General features: G+C 38.3%; 15 protein-coding genes, 3 tRNA genes and 1 pseudogene. 15 read left to right on the top strand and 4 right to left on the bottom strand.

What is annotated here, in order from left to right; genetic code table 11:
- The first annotated feature begins 30 nt into the window (after positions 1–30).
- The 6 genes from NQT69_RS15125 (at position 31) to gapS1 (ending at position 10,772) form a co-directional block, all read left to right on the top strand.
- Positions 31–2,844 carry a DNA methyltransferase gene (locus NQT69_RS15125; protein WP_256828521.1) on the top strand — a complete coding sequence of 938 codons (2,814 nt, stop codon included), beginning with the start codon at positions 31–33 and terminating at the stop codon, positions 2,842–2,844.
- An 18-nt stretch (positions 2,845–2,862) separates the two neighbouring features.
- Positions 2,863–5,652 carry a DEAD/DEAH box helicase gene (locus NQT69_RS15120; RefSeq protein ID WP_256828520.1) on the top strand — a complete coding sequence of 930 codons (2,790 nt, stop codon included), beginning with the start codon at positions 2,863–2,865 and terminating at the stop codon, positions 5,650–5,652.
- A gap of 3 nt (positions 5,653–5,655) precedes the next feature.
- The gene (gene pglZ / locus NQT69_RS15115) at positions 5,656–7,623 is read left to right on the top strand and encodes a BREX-3 system phosphatase PglZ (RefSeq protein ID WP_256828519.1); all 1,968 of its coding nucleotides are present in this window, start codon (positions 5,656–5,658) and stop codon (positions 7,621–7,623) included.
- 5 nt (positions 7,624–7,628) lie between these two features.
- Entirely contained in the window at positions 7,629–8,339 is a 711-nt protein-coding gene (locus NQT69_RS15110) for a hypothetical protein (RefSeq protein WP_256828518.1), read from the top strand.
- Between the two features lie 19 nt (positions 8,340–8,358).
- Positions 8,359–9,066 carry a hypothetical protein gene (locus NQT69_RS15105; RefSeq protein ID WP_256828517.1) on the top strand — a complete coding sequence of 236 codons (708 nt, stop codon included), beginning with the start codon at positions 8,359–8,361 and terminating at the stop codon, positions 9,064–9,066.
- A gap of 110 nt (positions 9,067–9,176) precedes the next feature.
- Complete coding sequence (gapS1, locus tag NQT69_RS15100) at positions 9,177–10,772, top strand: GapS1 family protein (RefSeq protein WP_256828516.1); 1,596 nt, start codon at positions 9,177–9,179, stop codon at positions 10,770–10,772.
- A gap of 6 nt (positions 10,773–10,778) precedes the next feature.
- Here the strand turns inward: gapS1 and NQT69_RS15095 are convergent, their stop codons facing one another.
- A complete protein-coding gene (locus NQT69_RS15095; RefSeq protein ID WP_256828515.1) occupies positions 10,779–11,081 on the bottom strand; it encodes a hypothetical protein in 303 nt (100 codons plus the stop codon).
- Positions 11,082–11,200: 119 nt separating this feature from the next.
- Positions 11,201–11,467, bottom strand: a complete 267-nt coding sequence (locus tag NQT69_RS15090; protein ID WP_256828514.1) for a helix-turn-helix domain-containing protein — start codon at positions 11,465–11,467, stop codon at positions 11,201–11,203.
- Positions 11,468–11,605: 138 nt separating this feature from the next.
- Here NQT69_RS15090 and NQT69_RS15085 point away from each other — a divergent pair, with 138 nt between their 5' ends.
- Positions 11,606–12,259 (top strand): hypothetical protein, encoded by a 654-nt coding sequence (locus tag NQT69_RS15085; protein WP_256828513.1) that lies wholly within the window; start codon positions 11,606–11,608, stop codon positions 12,257–12,259.
- 439 nt (positions 12,260–12,698) lie between these two features.
- Here NQT69_RS15085 and dut read toward each other — a convergent pair whose 3' ends face one another.
- A complete protein-coding gene (gene dut / locus NQT69_RS15080; protein ID WP_130256122.1) occupies positions 12,699–13,154 on the bottom strand; it encodes a dUTP diphosphatase in 456 nt (151 codons plus the stop codon).
- 267 nt (positions 13,155–13,421) lie between these two features.
- On the opposite strand from dut, the pseudogene NQT69_RS15075 reads away from it, so the two are divergent.
- Positions 13,422–13,592, top strand: a pseudogene (locus NQT69_RS15075) (dUTP diphosphatase); the annotation flags it as partial.
- On the opposite strand, the gene yrfG reads toward NQT69_RS15075, so the two are convergent.
- Positions 13,589–14,239: a GMP/IMP nucleotidase gene (gene yrfG, locus NQT69_RS15070; RefSeq protein ID WP_256828512.1), complete on the bottom strand. Its 651-nt coding sequence runs from the start codon at positions 14,237–14,239 to the stop codon at positions 13,589–13,591. The pseudogene NQT69_RS15075 and the gene yrfG sit on opposite strands and share 4 nt — an antisense overlap.
- Before the next feature lie 56 nt (positions 14,240–14,295).
- Between yrfG and nudE the strand changes: the two genes are divergently transcribed.
- The 7 genes from nudE to cysI all read left to right on the top strand — a co-directional run bounded on the left by nudE (position 14,296) and on the right by cysI (position 20,758).
- Positions 14,296–14,871, top strand: a complete 576-nt coding sequence (nudE, locus tag NQT69_RS15065; protein ID WP_372823329.1) for an ADP compounds hydrolase NudE — start codon at positions 14,296–14,298, stop codon at positions 14,869–14,871.
- Positions 14,868–15,665 (top strand): 3'(2'),5'-bisphosphate nucleotidase CysQ, encoded by a 798-nt coding sequence (gene cysQ / locus NQT69_RS15060; protein WP_256828511.1) that lies wholly within the window; start codon positions 14,868–14,870, stop codon positions 15,663–15,665. The genes nudE and cysQ overlap by 4 nt, the downstream gene beginning before the upstream one ends.
- 140 nt (positions 15,666–15,805) lie before the next feature.
- A tRNA-Met gene (locus NQT69_RS15055) sits at positions 15,806–15,882 on the top strand.
- An 81-nt stretch (positions 15,883–15,963) separates the two neighbouring features.
- Positions 15,964–16,040, top strand: a tRNA-Met gene (locus tag NQT69_RS15050).
- Positions 16,041–16,190: 150 nt separating this feature from the next.
- A tRNA-Met gene (locus NQT69_RS15045) sits at positions 16,191–16,267 on the top strand.
- Positions 16,268–17,178: 911 nt separating this feature from the next.
- Complete coding sequence (locus tag NQT69_RS15040) at positions 17,179–18,996, top strand: assimilatory sulfite reductase (NADPH) flavoprotein subunit (protein WP_256828510.1); 1,818 nt, start codon at positions 17,179–17,181, stop codon at positions 18,994–18,996.
- Positions 18,997–19,060: 64 nt separating this feature from the next.
- Positions 19,061–20,758 (top strand): assimilatory sulfite reductase (NADPH) hemoprotein subunit, encoded by a 1,698-nt coding sequence (gene cysI / locus NQT69_RS15035; protein ID WP_256828509.1) that lies wholly within the window; start codon positions 19,061–19,063, stop codon positions 20,756–20,758.
- Positions 20,759–20,767 lie beyond the last annotated feature (9 nt).

The following is a 20,767-nucleotide window of genomic DNA, read 5'->3' as shown; positions in this document are numbered from 1 at the left end:
AATTAATAACGGCCTTCTAAGAGAGAATATATGCAACAAGACTCATTATTAGATGATACAAAAGTCGAATCACCAAAAGGCCCTGTAGAATGTTTAGGGCAAACTTTCGAAAATGAAGAAGCACGTAGAGCACACTTTACTGAAATTTTACGTGAAAAACTAAAAGAGCCTGAGTTTAGAAAAATAGAGGGCTTTCCAATAGGCACAGATGAAGCGATCCTTGAATTATCAGATGCTCCATACTACACGGCTTGTCCTAATCCATGGTTAAATGACTTTGTTGAATATTGGGAATCACAAAAAGATAGCTCTGAAGAAAGCTATCACAGGGAACCATTTGCTGCTGATGTTAGTGAGGGAAAAAATGATCCTATATACAACGCACATTCTTATCATACGAAAGTGCCGCATAAAGCAATAATGCGCTATATCCTTCATTATACAAAACCAGGAGATATTGTTTTTGATGGTTTTTGTGGTACAGGGATGACTGGCGTTGCGGCACAGATGTGTGGTGATCGAGATGCAATATTATCGCTTGGATTAAAGGTCAAAGATGACGGTACTATTCTACAAAAAGAAAGTGCAGATGAAGGTTCTATTGAATGGGTAGCATTCAGCAAAATTGGGGCTAGGAAAGTTATCCTTAATGATCTTTCTCCAGCAGCTACATTTATTTCTAATAATTATAATGCTCCCATTGATTTACCTGCTTTTGAGTCTGAAGCTTTAAAAATAATTAATGATATAGAAACTGAATATAGCTGGCTATACGAAACATCACATATCGATGGGAAAGTTGGAAATGTTATTAATACAATTTGGTCAGATGTATTTGTATGTTTCCAATGCTCTAATGAAGTAGTATTTTGGGATGAAGCTATTGATAGTAATCTTGGAAAAGTTTTAGATTCTTTCGACTGCCCGCATTGCAAAGTTCAGTTAACGAAAAAAAATATGGAAAGAGCTTGGGATACTATTTTTGATACAGTACTTAATGAATCAATAAAGAAAGCTAAGCAAGTTCCTGTCGTTATAAATTACACTGTTGATGGTGAAAAAGGGAAATTCAGTAAAGTACCTGATGATAAGGATTTAAAGTTATTAAAACGAATAGAACAAACCACTTTACCTTTTCCCGTACCAGTTTCTTTGTTAACTGATGGGTACAATACTCGACAGCCTAAAAGATCTCATGGTTTTACTCACGCTCATCACTTTTACACAAAAAGAAATTTACTTATTATGTCTGTTTTTTGGGACAGATTAAAAAATGCTGGACCTCGTTTTCCTTTCTTGTTTACAGCGAGTCAGCGTGCCTTATCAAAAATGGCAAGTATTGCATTTTCATATTACTTTAATGGAGGTGGTGGTTATATAAATGCTGGTACTAAAGGCACATTATATGTCTCAAGCACTAATCCAGAAGTGTCTGTTTTTCATAGTTTAAAATCTAGAATTAGATCATTAAAGTTTGATTTTAATGCTAGTAAATTAAACTATGTAATAGAAACAAAAAGTACTACAAACAAGTCAGCTACTAAAGATAATTCGATTGATTATTTGTTTATTGATCCACCTTTTGGTTCGAACATAAATTATTCCGAATTGAATACCCTATGGGAACCTTGGTTAGGTGTAACAACAAGCATAGAAAAAGAAGCGATAGAAAACACTGTTCAGGGTAAAAATATTTCCGATTATCGTGTGCTAATGACTTCGGCATTTAGAGAGGCCTATAGAGTATTAAAGCCTAACCGATGGATGACAGTCGAGTTTTCAAATACTAAAGCATCTGTTTGGAATAACATTCAAACGGCATTAACTGAATCAGGGTTTGTTGTTGCAAATGTGTCTGCCTTGGATAAAAAGCAAGGTAGTTTCAAAGCTTATACTTCTCCTACAGCAGTAAAACAAGATCTAGTAATCACAGCGTACAAGCCTTCTGAATCAGTTGAACGTTCAATCACAAATGATGATGAAAATAGTGTATGGGATTTTATAAAAACACATCTTAATCACTTACCAATAATTAAGAGGGAGGGGAATTGCTTATCAATAATTCCAGAACGTGATCCTAGAATATTGTTTGACCAGATAATCGCGTATTACGTAAGAAACGGAAAGACAGTTCCTATTTCTAGTCAGGAATTCCAGAGTGGTCTAAAACAGCATTTTGCAGAAAGAGATGGTATGTTTTTTACTTTAGAACAGGTGTCTAAATATGATCATAAGAGAATATCATCACCAATTAATAAGCAATTATCGATATTCATTAATGACGAAGCTTCTGCAATAGAGTGGTTGAGAGGAGAGTTGAAGAATAAACCCAAAATATATTCAGATATAAGCCCATTATTTTTGAGTGAAATTTCAGGATGGAAAAAAAATGAACTTCAATTGGAGCTAATGACTTTACTTGAGCAAAACTTCATTAAATATGATGGTAATGAAGATGTGCCAAATCAGATTCATACTTACCTTTCTACCAACTTTAAAGATATGCGTGGATTAGCCAAAGACGATCCTGCACTTGTCGCAAAGGCAAAAGATCGTTGGTATGTGCCAGATCCAAGTAAAGCTGGTGATATTGAAAAGCTTAGACTTCGTGCATTGCTGCGTGAGTTTGATGCTTATAAAGAAGAAAAGAAGAAGATTAAACAGCCTCGTGCTGAAGCGTTACGAGCTGGTTTTAATGCTTGTTGGGAAAACCAAGAACTACAGACGATTTTAGATATATCTGCAAAAATTCCACCTGCTGTATTACAAGAAGATGAAAAACTGTTGATGTTCTACGATAACGCATTAACGCTAACATCTAACGATGATGACGATTGGGATTAAGGCTAAAAGGAAATAAGGATGTTTGATGTCGGAGAATGGGCTTGGAGCAAGGCCCATCAGCAGCATGTTAAGGTTATAGAAAACTCTGGCTTATGGGGCCAGAGTTTTTACCGTGTTTGGTTGCAGCAACAAGACTCTGTTGTGAAAGTTGTTGCTGATGATTTGGTTCATGCTAATGAGCAGCAAGAGCCAAGTAAACACTTTATTTCATATGTTGCTGTGGCTGCAAAAATAGCGAACGCACAGCAAGAAGATGTATTGCTGGCCCCAATTGAATCCAATGTTATTCCCCTGCCTCATCAATTAAAAGCACTCAATAAAGCGATGGCTCGTAAGCAGGTACGATACTTGTTCGCAGATGAAGTTGGTTTAGGTAAAACTATAGAAGCAGGCTTAGTAATGCGAGAGCTAAAGCTCAGAGGCATGGCAAAACGCATATTAGTGTGTGCCCCTAAAGGTTTAGTTAGCCAGTGGGTAAGTGAAATGAGTACCCATTTTAATGAGTGTTTTCACTTACTTTTACCTGGTGAACAAAAGCCTGTTGATGATCATGACAATGTTTGGTTGCGCCATGATCAAGTTGTATGCCCCGTTGATAGTATTAAGCCGATTGAAAGCCGCAAAGGGTGGTCTTTAAAGCAAGTTCATGAATATAACAAACATCGATTTGATGATTTGCTCGCAGCAGGTTGGGATTTAATTGTTATTGATGAAGCCCATCGTTTAGGTGGCAGCACTGAGTTAGTCGCTCGATATAAATTAGGGCAAGGGTTAGCAGAAGCTGCACCTTATTTATTGCTACTGTCGGCCACACCTCATCAAGGAAAAAGCGATGCTTTTCATCGCTTAATGGCCTTACTTGACCCTGAAGTGTTTCCTGATATTGGTAGTGTGACTAAAGAGCGAGTACAGCCATATGTTGTACGTACAGAAAAACGTATATCTATTGATGGTGAAGGCAAGCCATTATTCAAACCTAGAAAAACAGAATTAGTTCCTGTTGCATGGCAACAGAAACACTCTATTCAACGCCACCTTTACGAAGAAGTAACCGAATACATTAAAGAAGGTTACAACCAAGCCAAAGCCAAAAAACAAAATGCCATTGGCTTTTTAATGATTTTAATGCAGCGACTGGTTAGTTCTAGTAGTGCCGCAATAGCCAAAACATTATCAAGACGCTTAATCGCTTTGGATACCATGGTAGTGGAAGAAGAGTTACCACTGTCTTTCGCGGATGACTGGGCAGAGCTAGATGGGCAATCACAGTTAGATGAGCTGATTGTTGAAAGTAAACAAGCTTTAGAGAACGAAAAAGCTGAAGTTGCACACCTTTTGAAATTAGCAGAGAAATGTGTCGCAAATGAAAGTGATGCTAAAGCCGAAGTACTGTTAGATTGGCTTTATAAATTGCAACAAGAAGAACAATCGCCTGATTTAAAAATGCTAGTGTTCACCGAGTTTGTGCCGACTCAAGCAATGTTAGATAAGTTTTTTACTGATCGCGGTATTAGTGTTGTTTGCTTAAATGGTTCAATGGACCTTGGTGAGCGTAAGAAAGTACAAGCGTCTTTTGCGGGTGATACTCGCATCCTTATTTCGACCGATGCAGGTGGTGAAGGTTTAAACCTCCAGTTTTGTCATGTGATTGTTAACTATGACATGCCTTGGAACCCGATGCGCATGGAACAAAGGATAGGACGTGTTGATCGTATCGGTCAGCCTCATGTGGTTAGAGCGCTAAACCTTGTATTAGAAGATACTGTTGAGCATAGGGTACGTGATGTACTTGAAACTAAACTGCAAGTTATTTTAGAAGAATTTGGTGTCGATAAAACCAGTGATGTACTCGACTCTGCTGAAGCTAATCACCTATTTGATGAGTTGTTCATGGAAGCATTAACTAACCCTGAGGTAATGGACCAAGAGCTAGCCAAAGCACTACAAACAATACAAAACGCAGGAAAGGATAAAAAATCACAAGATAATTTGTTTTCTGATGGTGAGCAATTACTTGCTGAAACATATCAAAAAACAGCTAATCACCCTTTACCTCATTGGGTTTCTGCAATGGTTGAGCAATATCTTCTATGGCAAAATCAACAAGGCATTAAGGCTAAGTTTGATAAATCCTTAACAGGAGGTTTAGATATTACTTGGCCAGATGGTGCTTTATGGAATGATATAACTTTTGTTGGTAAAGACGCTCAGCAAGATCTTAGACTAAAACACATTACTTTGGAGAACCCTAAAGTTAGAGGGTTGTGTACCCATTTACCTATTTGGAGTGATGTGCAATCGATACCTGTTGTAAAAGTAGCAACATTACCAACAGGTGCTTCTGGCTACTGGTCTTTGTGGAGTGTTCGTTTTGCCGGGAGCGATGAGAGACAAGTTAAATACTTACCTATTTACGTTAAACCTGATGGTAGCTTTTTTGCTCCCGCCTCAAACCGGATTTGGGATGCGTTATGCTCTGATACGGTAGAAGTGATTACAGGCCCCAGTAGTGTGAAAAGCTCTGATATTTACCAAATGCTGCGAGCTATTGCAGAAGAACAAGGAAAATTAGTTTTTGAAGATATGCTAATTAATTATAAAGCTGATTTGTCAGAGAAAATTGATAAAGGAGAATATTCTTTCGCTGCTCGAAAACGAGCAATAGAGAGAATAGGATTGCCTGAAGTAAAAAATTATCGTTTACGTCAATTAGCAGATGAACAACTTACTTGGGCACAGCAAATAAAAGAAAAACAGCAAGTATACCCTGAGTTATCACTTCATATTGTTTTTGAGATAAAGGGGTAATTTATGGCTTGGCAAAGTGAACTACTCAGTAAATTAGATTTCACCGCAAAACAGTGTTTTATTATTTCAGATCCTGAAAACCTTTGTTTTGAACCATTTATTGACTCACAGTTTGAAGAATCAAAAATAGAGCTTATAGATGATAGCGATCCTGTGTCGTTAAGGTTGGTATATGAGAATTGGCTTGAAGATCAAAACAGCAAGGCATTAATCATTAGATGTGCTGAAATTGATGAAAATTATATTCCTTTTGATATCTTGTTAAACGCACAAAGCGTAAATTTTCATATCAATGAAATAATACCAGAGCTAGAGAGCGAAACACTTCGAAGCCTTTCTCCTATTTACTTCCAGCCAATTAAGGAAGCTATTTCAAACTATCGACCAGGCAAGCTGGGAAGAATTGCTAGTTTAGATTTTTTATTAAGGCATATCTATAAGATTGCCCCTGAGATAATACAATCTGAAGTAGATTTAGTTCGATTACTCATTCAAAAGCATTACCTTAGTGGTGACATGCCAGAAGTAATTGAGCAAAGGTTAATTGCTTTATTAGAGCTAAATAGCGCTTTCAACGGTTGGGATTTTGATAGGTTATTGCCAAATAAGGCTGAGTTTTTTGAGTTTCTGCAAGCTCAATGGGGGCTATACCTTCAAACACTAGTACCTGCGCAAGAAATTAAAGAGCCTTCATGGCCTCAAGGCAAACTAATCGTGCCTTTTGAAGATCAGGATATTCAAGTTTATGTGGATAATTTATTCAGTGATGGCTTGCTAAAACCTATAGATATAAAAGGGATACCACAAGAACACTGGGCATCTATAGGTGTTGCTAGTGATGAAGGTTTCTCTGAATTAAAGCGTTTTTCTCATTTGCTCTCTCGTTTAAATAAAGTGTTTTCAAATGTAGAGGTTAATGAGCAAAACGCGGACTTTTGGGGAGAGCATGCATTTGAGCTTGGCATGTTGAATGCGTTAAGCCACAAAATAGAAAAGTTACTCCCTTCAGATGTTACATCATTAAAGCGCCTAAACGATAAAGTAGATAATACGTTTGAGCAGTGGTTACTAGATAAGTTCGGTAGTTTGATTTCGTTACCTTCGATTCGTCACCCTAATATGTTACATAAAATCCCTGACTGGTTAAATCGTAAGGTACAGGGTGAACAAAAAGTTTGCTTGCTTGTTATGGATGGAATGGGCTTTCAGCAATGGGCATTGTTTAGAGAGTCTTTGAACTCATGTTCAAGAGTAACCATGGAAGAACATTATAGTTTTGCTTGGGTCCCCACTATTACTTCAATTTCTCGGCAGTCGATGTTTTCGGGTAAAAAACCTTATTTTTATGCTGATTCGCTTTTGACAACATCAAAAGAAGGTAAGCTGTGGCAAGCATATTGGGAAGACCATGGTTTAACTAGCAAAGAAGTCTTGTACGCAAAAAAAGTTGAAGATAGAGCTACTAATGAATCGTTTAATGACTTGATATCTAACCGCCATATAAAGGCCGCTGGTTTAGTAATTAATTTTGTTGATGAGCAAATGCATGGCATGAAGGCTGGGATGTCTGGGCTAAATGCTGTTGTGACCGACTGGATAAAAACTTGGGAATTTGCAGATAAAATCAATATCTTACTTGATGCTGGTTATGAAGTGATTGTTACAGCTGATCACGGTAATCAAGAAGCTATTGGCTGTGGGGCATTAAAAGAAGGTGTAAAGGCTGAAACCAAAGGTGAGCGAGTTAGAATCTATGATTCAGAAAATGCTGCTACTAGTTCTAATGACCTTTTAGATGGGAAAGTGCTAAAATGGCCCGGCAAGAAATATGGCTTACCTGAAGGACGATTTCCATTAGTAAGTAAAGGAACTCATGCGTTTGTAAAAGAAGGGAAAAAAATTGTTGGGCATGGTGGTATCAGCTTACATGAAGTAGTTGTACCGTTAGCCGTTATAAAAAGAAAGTTGTAATAGATATGTCTAAAAGGGTTAATTATAGTCGTCATATAGAGGCTCATTGGTTAGATCAAACGGCACTTTGGGTTGCCGAAGGGCTAAACAAACAAGAATTGCACGACAAAATTAATTCAATGCTTTCACCGTTGATTAACTGCAAGGTTAATTTGGGAAAAACACGAAATCAATTAACATCGTTGTGGTTTGATAAAAATGACAACGTAAGCAATGAGTTTTCTGAGTTCGCGGTAGAGTACGTGAAAGAGAGTCATGATATTCCCCTTGTTATTCATTGGGGCTTATTAATTGCGAAAAAGAAATTCTTTGCTGATGTAGCTCGATTTATTGGACGAAATTCAAAGCTGAACGATTCATTTACTTATGCTCAAGTGCAAAAGCGAATGGTTGAGTTATATGGTGATACTGAAACAGTTAAACGTGGTCTACGCTCAGTGTTGAAGACTATGGTTGATTTCGGTGTTTTACAAAGAAGTAACGCCAGAAATTATCAAGTAAATCAAATTAATTTGGCAGTACCTAATAAATTAATGAACTGGCTATTATGCGCTTTACTATTTAGTGAAGACGCAATGAGCAGGACACTATCAGATATTATTGATGATGCAATTTGGTTTCCATTTGAGCTTAGTATCGAGCCTGAATACATTGATAAGCAATGGTTTGAAGTACATCAGCAAGGATATGAGCTGATGTTGTTTAGAAAGAAATAATAAGAATAAGGGAAGTGATTTGAAAGTATCAATTGGTTTTAATCGACACTTAGAGTCGAACTGGCTTGCTCAAACAGCATCTTGGGTGGCAAATGGCATTGAAGGTAAAGAACTAAAAGATAAAATTGATATTTTACTTACACCTGATTTCACAAGCCAAGTAGCTAAAGACAAAACACGTAATTTACTTTTCGGTATTTGGAGTAAATTACCCAAACATATCCCCAATGATTTTCAACGAGGTGCAGCTAATTTACTGATGGAATATAGTGAATTGAACTTAGTTTTTCACTGGGGAATGATGCTTGCAAAGTACCCGTTCTTTAAATCTGTAGTTGAACAAATTGGTCGTTTAACCAAGTTAAATGACTCTTTTTTATATTCTCAACTTGAACAGCGAATTACCGAGAATTATGGTGATACTTCAACCATCAAAAGAAGTATGCAGTTTGTAGTAAGAACGTTGATGAACTTGGAATTACTAGCTAACCCTAAGCAAGGTATATATCAACTTAGAAAGCCTATTCAAGTTAATAACCCATCAATAAAAGCTTGGTTAGTAGAAGCAAGTGTTTATTCTGAACAAATAACAAGTCGAAGCTTAACCGCCATTAACGATGAAAATGTTTGGTTCCCATTTGAGCTATATTTTGATGAGAATGATCTGAGTCAAAATGATCGTCTTGAAGCTCATCACCAAGCCGATGATGTGATAGTGTTTGTTTAAACTCTAACAGGCAATAAAAATAACTAGATTCAGCTTATCAAAGAGGTGGCTTAAAAGTATTCTTTTTTGAGTTGTATGTTTTTAAATGGACTTAATAGAAATGGTGGTACATGTCATTCTCTTCCAAAGCTGATGTAATCAGAAAAAATCTTCGAAAATTCACAAAGCATTCAATTATAAATGAGGAAATAAAACGATTATCAAAGCCTGTTACTGAAAGCTACCATGAAGCGCAAAAGATGCCTTGGTTATCTTTTTTATTAATGGAGTGGCTATACCAAGTTGAAGAGCTTCCTCATGCTGTTGATGCAACGAGCAAAGATGTTTATGACATTTTAAATCGCATGTATAAGCTACAAGACGACGCCTCAAACTTTAAAGATGGGGTTAGTTTAAATTTGGCATTAAGAAGGATGTTATTAGGCCAACTTTGGTGTCAGTTAAACCCTTTGTATCATCAGTTTACTATTATTCGCCTATACAGCTTAACAATCATCAAAGGGAAAACTCCATACTTTGAGAAGACCTTCAAGAAATTTACAGGAATTGAATTATTTGATTTTTTCCAATTTGCTCTTTGGCTAAGTTTTGCTTCTTTACAACAAAAAGGCATTATTAAATTTGAGCAATTAATTAAGGATTTTTACCCTAAATACTCTGTTGAATATATTGCTAGGGTAATTACCTTAATATCTGGTGGCCCAAATAAAATGACACAAGTCATGGGGAGTATAGCTACAGCTAATATTTCATCAGAGCGTTATTTTGCACTACCTAAATTATTAGATGTGCCATTTTTTAGGTTTGAAAATAGGCTAGGATCTCTTCACAACTCTGTTTCCTGCAAAGGTTTGGCAGAGTTCGTTTTAAATACTTTTAAAGTAAAAGATCATGAAAACTTCAGGAGGCACTTTTCTAAGCACTTTGAAGAATATGTAGGGATTATACTTGATGAGTCAGGTTACCCTTATCGCAATGAAAAAGAATTAGAAAAAATATACGATTCTAATGATAAGAATGGAAAAGTAATTGACTACTTACTTGAAAAGGATGGTTCAACCGTATTTATTGATGCAAAAGCCATCGAGCCACCAGAAAAAGTAATGGTTACTGATGATGCCGAAATTATTCGGCAAAGGTTGAAAAGGAGCTTTACCAAGGGAATAGAGCAATCTTTTGAATGTGCAAATATTCTAGTGGAATGTGAAGAAGTTTCTCTTGCTGAATATCAAAATAGATTTGTTATTGTTGTAACCCATCAAGATTTCTATTTATCAAATGGTTTATCGGTACAAGCGTATATAGCCAAAGATTTCTTTCAAGAACTTGCACATACGTATGGTGATCATATTCCCATTGAAAATGTTCACTTTTGCGCAGTTGAAGACTTTGAGGGAATAATGTTCATGTGTAAAGAGCATGGTGTAGAGTTATCAGAGTTTCTCCTGTATTGCACAGAGCAAGATAGTGATGCTATTACTAAGAAGTTTGATATTAGACAACATTTACAGAGCTTCTTACAAAGCAAAGATATAGAGAAAAATTCACCAATTGGCACTGATTATTTATCGAAAAGAAAGGATGAGTTATTTGATGCACTTACCGATACATTAAAAACTAATAATGAATATTGGAAAGAAAATGGAGCAACAGCTATTCCTGAATATCTAGAAAAATATTATAAATTTTGCAAGCTTATGAATTAGTTAATTCTACAACCAATGGTCAGGTATTTTTAGCTCAAAGGTCTTTGCTGCATATCTAAGCATTGAAATGATTTCTTTATACCTAGACTGATCATAAGGCAGATTTTTATTCTTCAGTTCTACAAGTTTTTGTAATTCAGGTAGGTTGAACATACTCAATTTATATAAGTTACCCCAGGTAGCCTCACCAAACAGGTTATAAATGGTCTCAGTACCATCACGTTCACTAGCTAGTCGTTTTTCACCTGTAATTAATGATTCTGCCTTTTCGGCTTCGTCACGGTCTTCGTATGTATTAAGTAGTTTCATTTGTATCTATAAATAGTAGATCAAAGCTAATGTCACTTTTATTAGAGCTTTAATAAATTTGTTTATCAAAGGAGTATGGAGTATTAAAACTAATAATTACAGTAAGGTGTATTACACCTTTACATGTTGCTTGATAAGTTTGTGTTAAAACTTAACTCTTTTAACTTGCTTAGCCCAACAGATGTATCAAGCTTTAGAGCTTCGCAATATTGTACGTACTCAAATACATTCAGTTTTCTTTCACAGGTTTCAATTCTTACCACAAACTGATGAGGCTCACCCAATAATTCACCTAGATCGCGTACAGTTAATCCCTGCTCTTTACGAGCAGCTTTTAGCCAGTCTATCAATGCTTTATAACGAGAATCGTTTATATGCTTAATCATGGCATGAACTCTATTGCATAACCTTCTTGGCAACAAAACTGTGCCAGGCTATAATAATACTTTGGTGCTGTTTTGTTGCCAATATTATATTAAAAACTAATAGCTAATGTCATTAGGTATCAGACGGCTGAGGTATACATGAATGAAGAAAAAAAAGAGATGTTCAAAGAATTCAAGCATATGTTAGGCTCAGGGGCTCTTCGTATATTGCTTAACATAAAAATTGGGGAACCGGCCTTGGACGGCCTAGCAGAGCAACTTCACCGTGATAATGCGCAGTTTCATAACAACAATATTAATATTGCTAAATGCTATAAATTTTTAAAGTATCAATTAGATAAATTTGGCCTAGAAGGTATTCAGCAAGTAGAAAAAGATGAAATAGATTTAACACGCCTTTTCAGGTTTAAATTTGATTTTAAAATTGAGGACAGCGAAGTAAATTTCTTAATCCCTGACGCATGGGCAATATTACGTTTACCTAATACAGAAGATCAAAGAATCATTAGATATAGAATATTTTTTAATTGTACACATAAGGACGTAGACTCAGTCAGATTATCTGAAACAATAATGAGCCTGCATCATATTATTCAAAGCAAAGATAAGTTTGAATGGGTTGCTCCATCTGGAATTAAATTCGTTCTATATAAGGAGAAAATGCTAGGTTTTAGTGAGTATGCAACAGATTACCTAGAACGAAATTATGTTAAACCTTATTGCCAGTGGAGAAAAGGAGAAAACACACGGCCCAAAATTTTAACGTTACCTGAAATAATAAGTAGAGTGTAATTAGGAATATTTAACTGTAGTAGTAGCTAATATCTGATCTTACAGTTTCGATGAGTAAGTTTGGACTTCATCTGGCAGGCAATTTTAAGCTATCAAAAGATGGTCGATATCATTTACAACGATTTGAACATTTTTACAAAGCGGGCATTTAAATGACTCAACCCTGCCCAAAAGGGTTAATTTGATTTATACATCTTCACTTTATAAATCAAAACCCCTCCCTATATGATTCATAAAAGTTACCGGTATCTGAGCACATTATTATCTATTGGCTCCTGATGCATGGGTTGTCGCCGTCAGGAACTGGTAAAAGCCGGCTGTTCACTGCCAGACTTGATTCAACTCTAAAAATCAAATCTGGCAGTTCAAGTTAAGACTTATTCAAATTAACTTGTTCAAATTAACTAGCCCAGTAAGAACTTGCTAACTGTATTGAAACTTATTTACGACCAGAATGGCCAAAACCACCTTCACCACGCTCACTCTCATCAAACTCTTCAACCAGCTGAAATTCAGGTTGGATAACAGGAATAAACATAAGTTGTGCAATTCTATCTGCTGGTTCAATAGTAAATGTGTCATTGCCACGGTTCCAGCAAGAAATGAATAATTGTCCTTGATAGTCTGAATCAATTAAGCCAACTAGGTTGCCTAGAACAATACCATGCTTATGGCCTAAACCTGAACGAGGTAAAATTGTTGCCGCCATATCTTTGCTCTTCATATGAATAGCAATACCTGTTGGGATTAACTCTGTTTGACCTGGTTCTAATGTTAATGGCTCATCAATGCATGCACGAAGATCAACTCCAGCTGAACCGTCTGTTGCATATGTAGGTAATGGAATCTCATTTCCTACTTTTGGGTTTAAAATTTTTACTTCTACTTGTTTCATGGAGTGCTCCGAGTATTTACTACAATCTTATAAAGTGATATTTATATCTTTTAGGTAGGATTAGCTTCGCTTATTTAACCAAAGATTTATGATAGAATATTATCATAATTCGTACTTGCTTTATGTGAGCTACATCTAAAATTAGTGGTTTAAATTTCGTATCTTTATTTTCGTACCTTTAAAATTGAGTGAGATAATTTTTTATATCAATAAAAATAAGCGCTGATAAAAATAAATACGTAAAAGGTACAAAATCCTGGGGTAAGTTCCTTCTTCCGTCAAGATCACGGCTATAAAGATGGCAGCTATATCAAAGTATGGCATGGTCAAGAAGACAACGAGCACTTAGTTGAAGTCGTAAAAAGCCTTGATACTGAGCAAGCTAATTTTGCTAAGCTAGTATATCAAGGCCTTGAAGCACGTTATCCTAAAGGCTAGGGGTGTACTTGGCTAAAATCAGTAATACTTAAATAATCGCTGATTTCATTGTGTGGTTGCTTACTATCAGGGTTGGCAACCGCTAATAAATGGCCTATACCAAATTTTCTCGCCGCATTTAATACGCTTAAGCTATCATCAATAAATAATGTTCGCTGTTTATCAAACTTTAAATCAGCTTGCACTTGTTGCCATAAACTCTGACTTTCTTTGCTCACACCATATTGATGGGTAGAGACTACGCCATCTAAATAGTTATCTATATCAGTTTGCTCAAATTTTAGCATCACACTTTCTGGGTGCGCATTAGTCAGTAAAATGAGGTCTTTGCCAGCTTTACGCATCGCAGTTAAAAAATCTGGCACATCATCACGCACGTTAATCAAATGCTGAGTTTGTCGCTTAAGCTCCATAATTGGCAAGTTTAGCTGCTGTTGCCAATAATCTAAGCAGTACCATTGAATTTGCCCATGAACCGCTTCATAGCGTTTTAGCATCTCAGCCTTAGCCTCTGCTAAACTAATATTTTGCGCAATCGCTAGTTGCTCGGGGATCACGTTGAGCCAAAAGTGATTATCAAAATGAAGATCGAGTAAAGTACCATCCATATCTAATAATACAGTATCGATTTTAGACCAATTTAGCATAGGCATTTCTCTATAAAAGATTTATGATTGTAGTAAGAAGCCATGATAGCAAATTAATGCCGATGACACAGAAAAAGCACCCAACACCACCGCAAATACTCAGCAATAATGTTGTTGCTAAAAGTCGTTTATTTACGGTTGAGTCTTTAGATCTAAAGTTCTCAAATAACGAACAGCGCCAATATGAACGGATCCGCGGCGGCGGCCGAGGTGCTGTTATGATAGTACCATTAACAGCTGATAATGAATTACTGTTGGTGCGTGAGTATTGTGCGGGCACAAATGACTATCAACTTGGCTTTCCCAAAGGCCTAATTGATCCTGGTGAAACTCCAGAGCAAGCGGCAAACCGAGAACTCAAAGAAGAAGTCGGTTTTGGGGCCGAGCAACTCGAACCACTAAAAAAGGTATCGATGGCGCCAAGTTATTTTAATGCCACTATGCACATTTTATTTGCCCAGCAGCTTTATCCACAAACACTTGAAGGTGACGAACCGGAACCCTTGGTGTTGGTTAAGTGGCCATTAACGCAATGGCAGTCATTATTACAACAAGATGACTTTACAGAAGCACGAAGCGTTGCAGCTTTGCTATTATTAATGAAGCGCATTGAGTCGAGGAGCTGCGAATGAATAATTTACTAGAGCCATGTATAGAGCTTGCACAAAGTGCTGGCGCGGCCATTATGGCAATTTATAAAAAAGACGATATCGGTCAGCAGCAAAAATCAGACCATACACCGGTAACAAAAGCGGACTTAGCCGCAAATGATGTACTGGTTGCAGGATTAAAAGCACTTGCTCCTGACATTCCGATTATGTCTGAAGAAACACCTATACCAGCACTTGCAGATAGGCAAGGTTGGCAGCGTTATTGGCTTCTTGATCCTATGGATGGCACAGGTGAGTTTATACTCGAAAGCGGAGATTTTGCCGTAAACATTGCATTAGTTGAAAATAACCGCCCTGTGCTTGGTGTTATATATTGGCCTGCAAAGGGGATAACTTATTTTGCGAGTTATCAAAATGGCGCTTTCAAACGTATAGACGGCACTGACGAAAAAATCAGCGTGGCAACACCTGATAACTTAACTTTAGCAGTCAGTCGCCGACAAAAGATTGAGGCGGTGAGCCAATATTTAAATACACAGTTTACTACGGTTGCTGTGGGTTCTTGTTCTTTAAAAGCATGTATTGTTGCTGAAGGTAAAGCCGATTGCTTTTTACGTATTGGTCCAACGGGTGAGTGGGATACCGGCGCATCACAAATTATTGTGGAAGAAGCGGGCGGGTGTATTACTGATGCTGAGTTTAATCCGCTCACATACAATCAACGTGAAAGCACAGAGAACCCTGATTTCATAGTAATGGGACACCCAGATTGGGAGTTTCAAAAAATGATAAGCCCACACCAAAGAGCGCTTTAAACGTTACTTTGCTTGCTTTTTGTTCGGTTGAGCAGCTTTAAGTGGTTTAGCTCTTGCATTCTAATTTTATTGCTATATGATAGCGCTCTCTTCGAAACAGGCTCGTAAATAACACGAAACTGTTAAGAAGAAATTACAGGCGCGGGATGGAGCAGCCTGGTAGCTCGTCGGGCTCATAACCCGAAGGTCGTCGGTTCAAATCCGGCTCCCGCAACCAATTCTTTTCGTTAAATTTGGTGCTGTAAAACTCTAACTTAAGAGATTAAATTAAGTAGTCGATAGACTTAAAATATACAGGCGCGGGATGGAGCAGCCTGGTAGCTCGTCGGGCTCATAACCCGAAGGTCGTCGGTTCAAATCCGGCTCCCGCAACCAATTTCCTTTAGAGGTTTGAGGTTACTGTAGGTAGTTTATAAAGGTCGTCGGTTCACACCTCACCTTTCACAGCTCCCACAACCAATTCTTTAGGGAGTTGGCAGCCACGTTGTAATGTAAGCAACGTTAAATAAGTATACATATTTCAGGCGCGGGATGGAGCAGCCTGGTAGCTCGTCGGGCTCATAACCCGAAGGTCGTCGGTTCAAATCCGGCTCCCGCAACCACTGAAATAACAAGTTCTATTAAATCGACACGCCTAAAGCGTGTTTTTTTATGCCTAAAATTCAGTGAAATGGATAGCTCGTCGGTCTCAGCTCTCCATTAGCCAGCGAAGGTCGTCGGTTCAAATCCGGCTCCCGCAACCAACTGAAATAAAATGTAATAATGAATCGACACTCTATATGAGTGTTTTTTTATGTCTGAAATTCAGTGAATACCTTGTTGATGCTGCTCATAACCCGAAGGTCGTCGGTTCGCTCTTCATAAACTCAGGCTCCCGCAACCAACTGAAATAAAATGTAATAATGAATCGACACTCTATATGAGTGTTTTTTTATGTCCGAAATTCAGTGAATATCTTGTTGATGCTGCTCATAACCCGAAGGTCGTCGTCACTGCGTGAGGCGCCCACTCTTCATAAACTCTGGCTCCCGCAACCAACTGAAATAAAATGTAATAATGAATCGACACTCTATATGAGTGTTTTTATGTCTGAAATTCAGTGAAATGGATAGCTCGTCGGTCTCAGCTCTCCATTAGCCAGCAAAGGTCATCTATCCAAATCCGGCTCCCGCAACCACTGAAATGATGGCTCAATATTTATATAGACAAGCATGTATATCTGATGTTTCGTATCAATGTTAAAACTTAAAACTTAAAACTTAAAACTTAAAACTTAAAACTTAAAACTCTTCTTTAATCTGTTTTTGCAGGAAATAATCTAAGTTCATAACTAAATGGAATAACAAAGCAGATTCTATTCTTTTTTTATTCGCTCATACCTCGTTATTCTTCACTCTCAGAGAAATCTTTGGAGCGGGCGTTTGCGCTTTAAAGTTGAAACAAATTTTAGGCAAAGTGATTTCAATAGTGCGGTCATTTTGTAGTTAACTTTTAGGGTTACGGGGACGAATTCATGTTGTTAGGTCAACTCAATGCAGCGGCAAGCCCGCTATCGCAAGAGCAAGTACAAAAGCTACAAGGTTTAGTAGCTGAGCTTAATCCAATTCAGCAAGCTTGGGTGAGTGGTTACCTTGCTGCGAATGCTAATACTGCAGCCCTGGGTGGTGTTGTGGGCGCAGCACCGAGTGCAGGTGAAGCTGCGGCATTAACTATTTTATATGGTTCGCAAACTGGTAATTCAAAAGGTGTTGCAACTAAGCTTAAAGAACAAGCTGAATCACGCGGTTTAGCTGTTAAATTAGTGAGCATGGCTGATTACAAACCAACGGCGTTGAAAAAAGAAAAGTTCTTGACCGTTGTTGTATCTACGTACGGTGAAGGTGAGCCGCCAGAAGATGCAGAAACATTACATGAATTTTTAACCACTAAGAAAGCCCCTAAACTCGATGGCGTTAAAATCGCGGTAATAGGTTTAGGTGACTCAAGCTATGAGTTCTTCTGCCAGACAGCCAAAGATTTTGAAGAGCGCTTAAATAAATTAGGCGCAGAGACTATTTACCAGCGCGCTGATTTAGATGTTGATTACGATGATGAAGCCGCTACCTGGATCACCGGCGCATTAGATGCCTTTGAGCCTGACTTAAAAGCACAGCAAGATGCAGGTGGCCAAGTTGTTTCTATGCCATTTGGCGCACCAGCACCAGCAGCAGCTGCCAGCCAATACACTAAGCAAAACCCATTTGCGGCAGAGCTTAGTACGGTACAAAAGATTACTGGCCGTGATTCAACCAAAGATGTTCGCCACGTTGAAATCTCTCTTGAAGGGTCAGATATTACTTATACCCCAGGTGACTCTCTGGGTGTGTACTTCTTAAATGATGAAGTATTGGTCGACGAAGTACTTGAACTGACGCAAATAGATGCTGCAAGCCCAGTTAAAATTGGTGATGAAGAGCTAAGTATTCGCGATGCATTAATTGAAAAATTAGAGCTAACGCAATCCTACCCAGGCTTTGTTGAAAAATACGCAGTTGCGACTGGTACACCTGAGCTATTAAAGCTAGTAGAAGATAAAGCGGCAATGCGCGAATACATAGAACCTCGTCAAATATTTGATGTGATCCGCCAAAATCCAGCAAAAATTGAAGCACAAACCCTTGTTGATTGCCTGCGTAAGCTGCAAGCACGTTTATATTCAATAGCTTCAAGCCAAGCTGAGGTTGAAGACGAAGTCCATCTAACGATTGGTCTTGTTGAGTTCGACGCTTTTGGTAGTGAGCATTTAGGTGGCTGTTCTGGTTACTTAGCCCGCCGTGCTGAAGAAGGCTGCAAGGTTAAAGTATTTAGTGAGCATAATGACAACTTCCGTTTACCAAGCAATGACGATACACCTGTGATCATGGTAGGTCCTGGTACGGGTATCGCGCCGTTCCGCGCTTTTTTACAAGAGCGTGATTCCCGTGAAGCATCGGGTAAAAACTGGTTGTTCTTTGGCAATCCGCACTTTACGCAAGACTTTTTGTATCAAGTAGAGATTCAAGGTTATTTAAAATCAGGCCTATTGAGTAAAGTCGATGTGGCATTTAGCCGTGACCAAGCTGAAAAAGTTTATGTACAAGACAAGCTTCGCCAAAACAGTAAAGAGGTATTTGCATGGCTAGAAGCGGGCGCGCACATATACATTTGTGGTGATGCAAACCGTATGGCGAAAGATGTACACAATGCCTTGGTTGATATCATCAGCGAAAATACCGATAAGAGCTTTGAAGATGCAGATCAGTACTTGAAAGACTTACGTAGCGCAAATCGCTATCAGAAAGACGTTTACTAAAGTTAAACGTTGCTTACTTTGTTAAAAGTTAACAGCCGTCACTGTAACAAATTTAGGATTAAACATGAGCGAACAAGATAAAAACGTAAAGCTTTCTGATAACGAGCGTTTGAAAAGAGAAAGTAACTTTTTACGTGGCACCATAGAGCAAGATTTAAAAGACGATATCACCGGTGGTTTTACCGCGGATAATTTTCAGTTAATTCGTTTCCACGGAATGTATCAACAAGATGACCGTGATATTCGTGGTGAGCGTGCTAAGCAAAAGCTTGAGCCATTACACAATGTGATGCTTCGTGCGCGTATGCCTGGCGGTATTATCAAGCCTGAGCAGTGGCTTGCGATTGATAAATTCGCCGATGAGAAAACCAGCTACGGTAGTATCCGCCTAACTACGCGTCAAACGTTTCAGTTTCACGGTGTGCTAAAGCCTAATATTAAAGGTATGCACCAAATGCTTAATAGCGTGGGTATAGACTCAATTGCAACCGCAGGTGATGTGAACCGTAATGTATTGTGTACCACTAACCCAGTTGAGTCTGAACTTCATCAAGAAGCGTATGAGTGGGCTGCAAAAATTTCAGAACATTTATTACCAAAAACCAAAGCTTATGCTGAAATTTGGTTAAATGGTGAAAAGGCAGAAACCACTGAAGAGCCAATTTTAGGCTCGAATTACTTACCACGTAAGTTTAAAACGACAGTAACTATTCCGCCGAATAATGAAGTGGACGTACACGCAAATGACTTAAACTTTGTAGCAATTGCAGAAGATGGCAAGCTAGTTGGTTTTAACGTGTTAGTCGGTGGTGGCCTTGCTATGACTCATGGCGATACTGCTACGTATCCACGTAAAGCGGACGACTTTGGTTTTATTACCCTAGAAGACACGTTAAAAATTGCTGAGCATGTTGTGTCGGTACAGCGTGATTGGGGTAATCGTTCAAATCGTAAAAATGCAAAAACTAAATACACCTTAGATCGTGTAGGTAGTGATGTATTTAAAGCGGAAGTTGAAGCACGCTCAGGGGTTAAGTTTGCACCGAGTCGCCCTTATGAGTTTACTCATCGTGGCGATCGTATTGGTTGGGTTGAAGGTATTGATGGCAAACATCACTTAACACTATTTATTCAAAGTGGCCGTATTTTAGATTACCCAGATAAGCCACTAAAAACCGGTTGTCGTAAAATTGCTGAAGTTCACCAAGGTGATATGCGTATGACGGCGAACCAAAACTTGATTATTGCCGGTGTGCCAGCGGATCAAAAAGCGGTGATTGAAGAAATCGCCCGTAACCACGGTTTGATTGACGATAAAGACTCTGAGCAACGTAAAAACTCTATGGCGTGTGTGGCATTACCAACCTGTCCATTAGCAATGGCTGAGGCTGAACGTTACTTACCAAGCTTAATTGAGAAAACCGAAGCACTGCTAGCCAAGCATGGCATCCCTGATGACAGCATCATTATGCGCGTTGTAGGTTGCCCTAATGGTTGTGGTCGCGCCATGTTGGCAGAAGCAGGCTTAGTTGGTAAAGGCCCTGGTAAATATAACGTGTACTTAGGGGGCAACCTTGAAGGCACACGTATTCCTAAATTGTATTTAGAAAATGTCGGCGAAGACGTTTACCTAGATGCCTTTGACAAACTAATTGGTCAATGGGCAAGTGAGCGTAACGACGGTGAATGCTTTGGTGACTTTGTTATTCGTAAAGGCATTGTTGCTGAAGTTAAAGTATCAGTGAGCGATTTTCACGCTTAATTTAAAAGC

Source organism: Pseudoalteromonas shioyasakiensis (assembly GCF_024518675.1).
Classification (GTDB): Bacteria; Pseudomonadota; Gammaproteobacteria; order Enterobacterales; family Alteromonadaceae; genus Pseudoalteromonas; species Pseudoalteromonas shioyasakiensis_B.
This window is presented reverse-complemented; position numbering and strand designations above follow the sequence as displayed.

Coding starts and splice junctions, on each gene's coding strand:
- NQT69_RS15125 (WP_256828521.1), top strand. CDS start 31: ATGCAACAAGACTCATTATTAGATGATACAAAAGTCGAATCACCAAAA.
- NQT69_RS15120 (WP_256828520.1), top strand. CDS start 2,863: ATGTTTGATGTCGGAGAATGGGCTTGGAGCAAGGCCCATCAGCAGCAT.
- pglZ (WP_256828519.1), top strand. CDS start 5,656: ATGGCTTGGCAAAGTGAACTACTCAGTAAATTAGATTTCACCGCAAAA.
- NQT69_RS15110 (WP_256828518.1), top strand. CDS start 7,629: ATGTCTAAAAGGGTTAATTATAGTCGTCATATAGAGGCTCATTGGTTA.
- gapS1 (WP_256828516.1), top strand. CDS start 9,177: ATGTCATTCTCTTCCAAAGCTGATGTAATCAGAAAAAATCTTCGAAAA.
- NQT69_RS15095 (WP_256828515.1), bottom strand. CDS start 11,081: ATGAAACTACTTAATACATACGAAGACCGTGACGAAGCCGAAAAGGCA.
- NQT69_RS15090 (WP_256828514.1), bottom strand. CDS start 11,467: ATGATTAAGCATATAAACGATTCTCGTTATAAAGCATTGATAGACTGG.
- NQT69_RS15085 (WP_256828513.1), top strand. CDS start 11,606: ATGAATGAAGAAAAAAAAGAGATGTTCAAAGAATTCAAGCATATGTTA.
- dut (WP_130256122.1), bottom strand. CDS start 13,154: ATGAAACAAGTAGAAGTAAAAATTTTAAACCCAAAAGTAGGAAATGAG.
- yrfG (WP_256828512.1), bottom strand. CDS start 14,239: ATGCTAAATTGGTCTAAAATCGATACTGTATTATTAGATATGGATGGT.
- nudE (WP_372823329.1), top strand. CDS start 14,296: ATGCCGATGACACAGAAAAAGCACCCAACACCACCGCAAATACTCAGC.
- cysQ (WP_256828511.1), top strand. CDS start 14,868: ATGAATAATTTACTAGAGCCATGTATAGAGCTTGCACAAAGTGCTGGC.
- NQT69_RS15040 (WP_256828510.1), top strand. CDS start 17,179: ATGTTGTTAGGTCAACTCAATGCAGCGGCAAGCCCGCTATCGCAAGAG.
- cysI (WP_256828509.1), top strand. CDS start 19,061: ATGAGCGAACAAGATAAAAACGTAAAGCTTTCTGATAACGAGCGTTTG.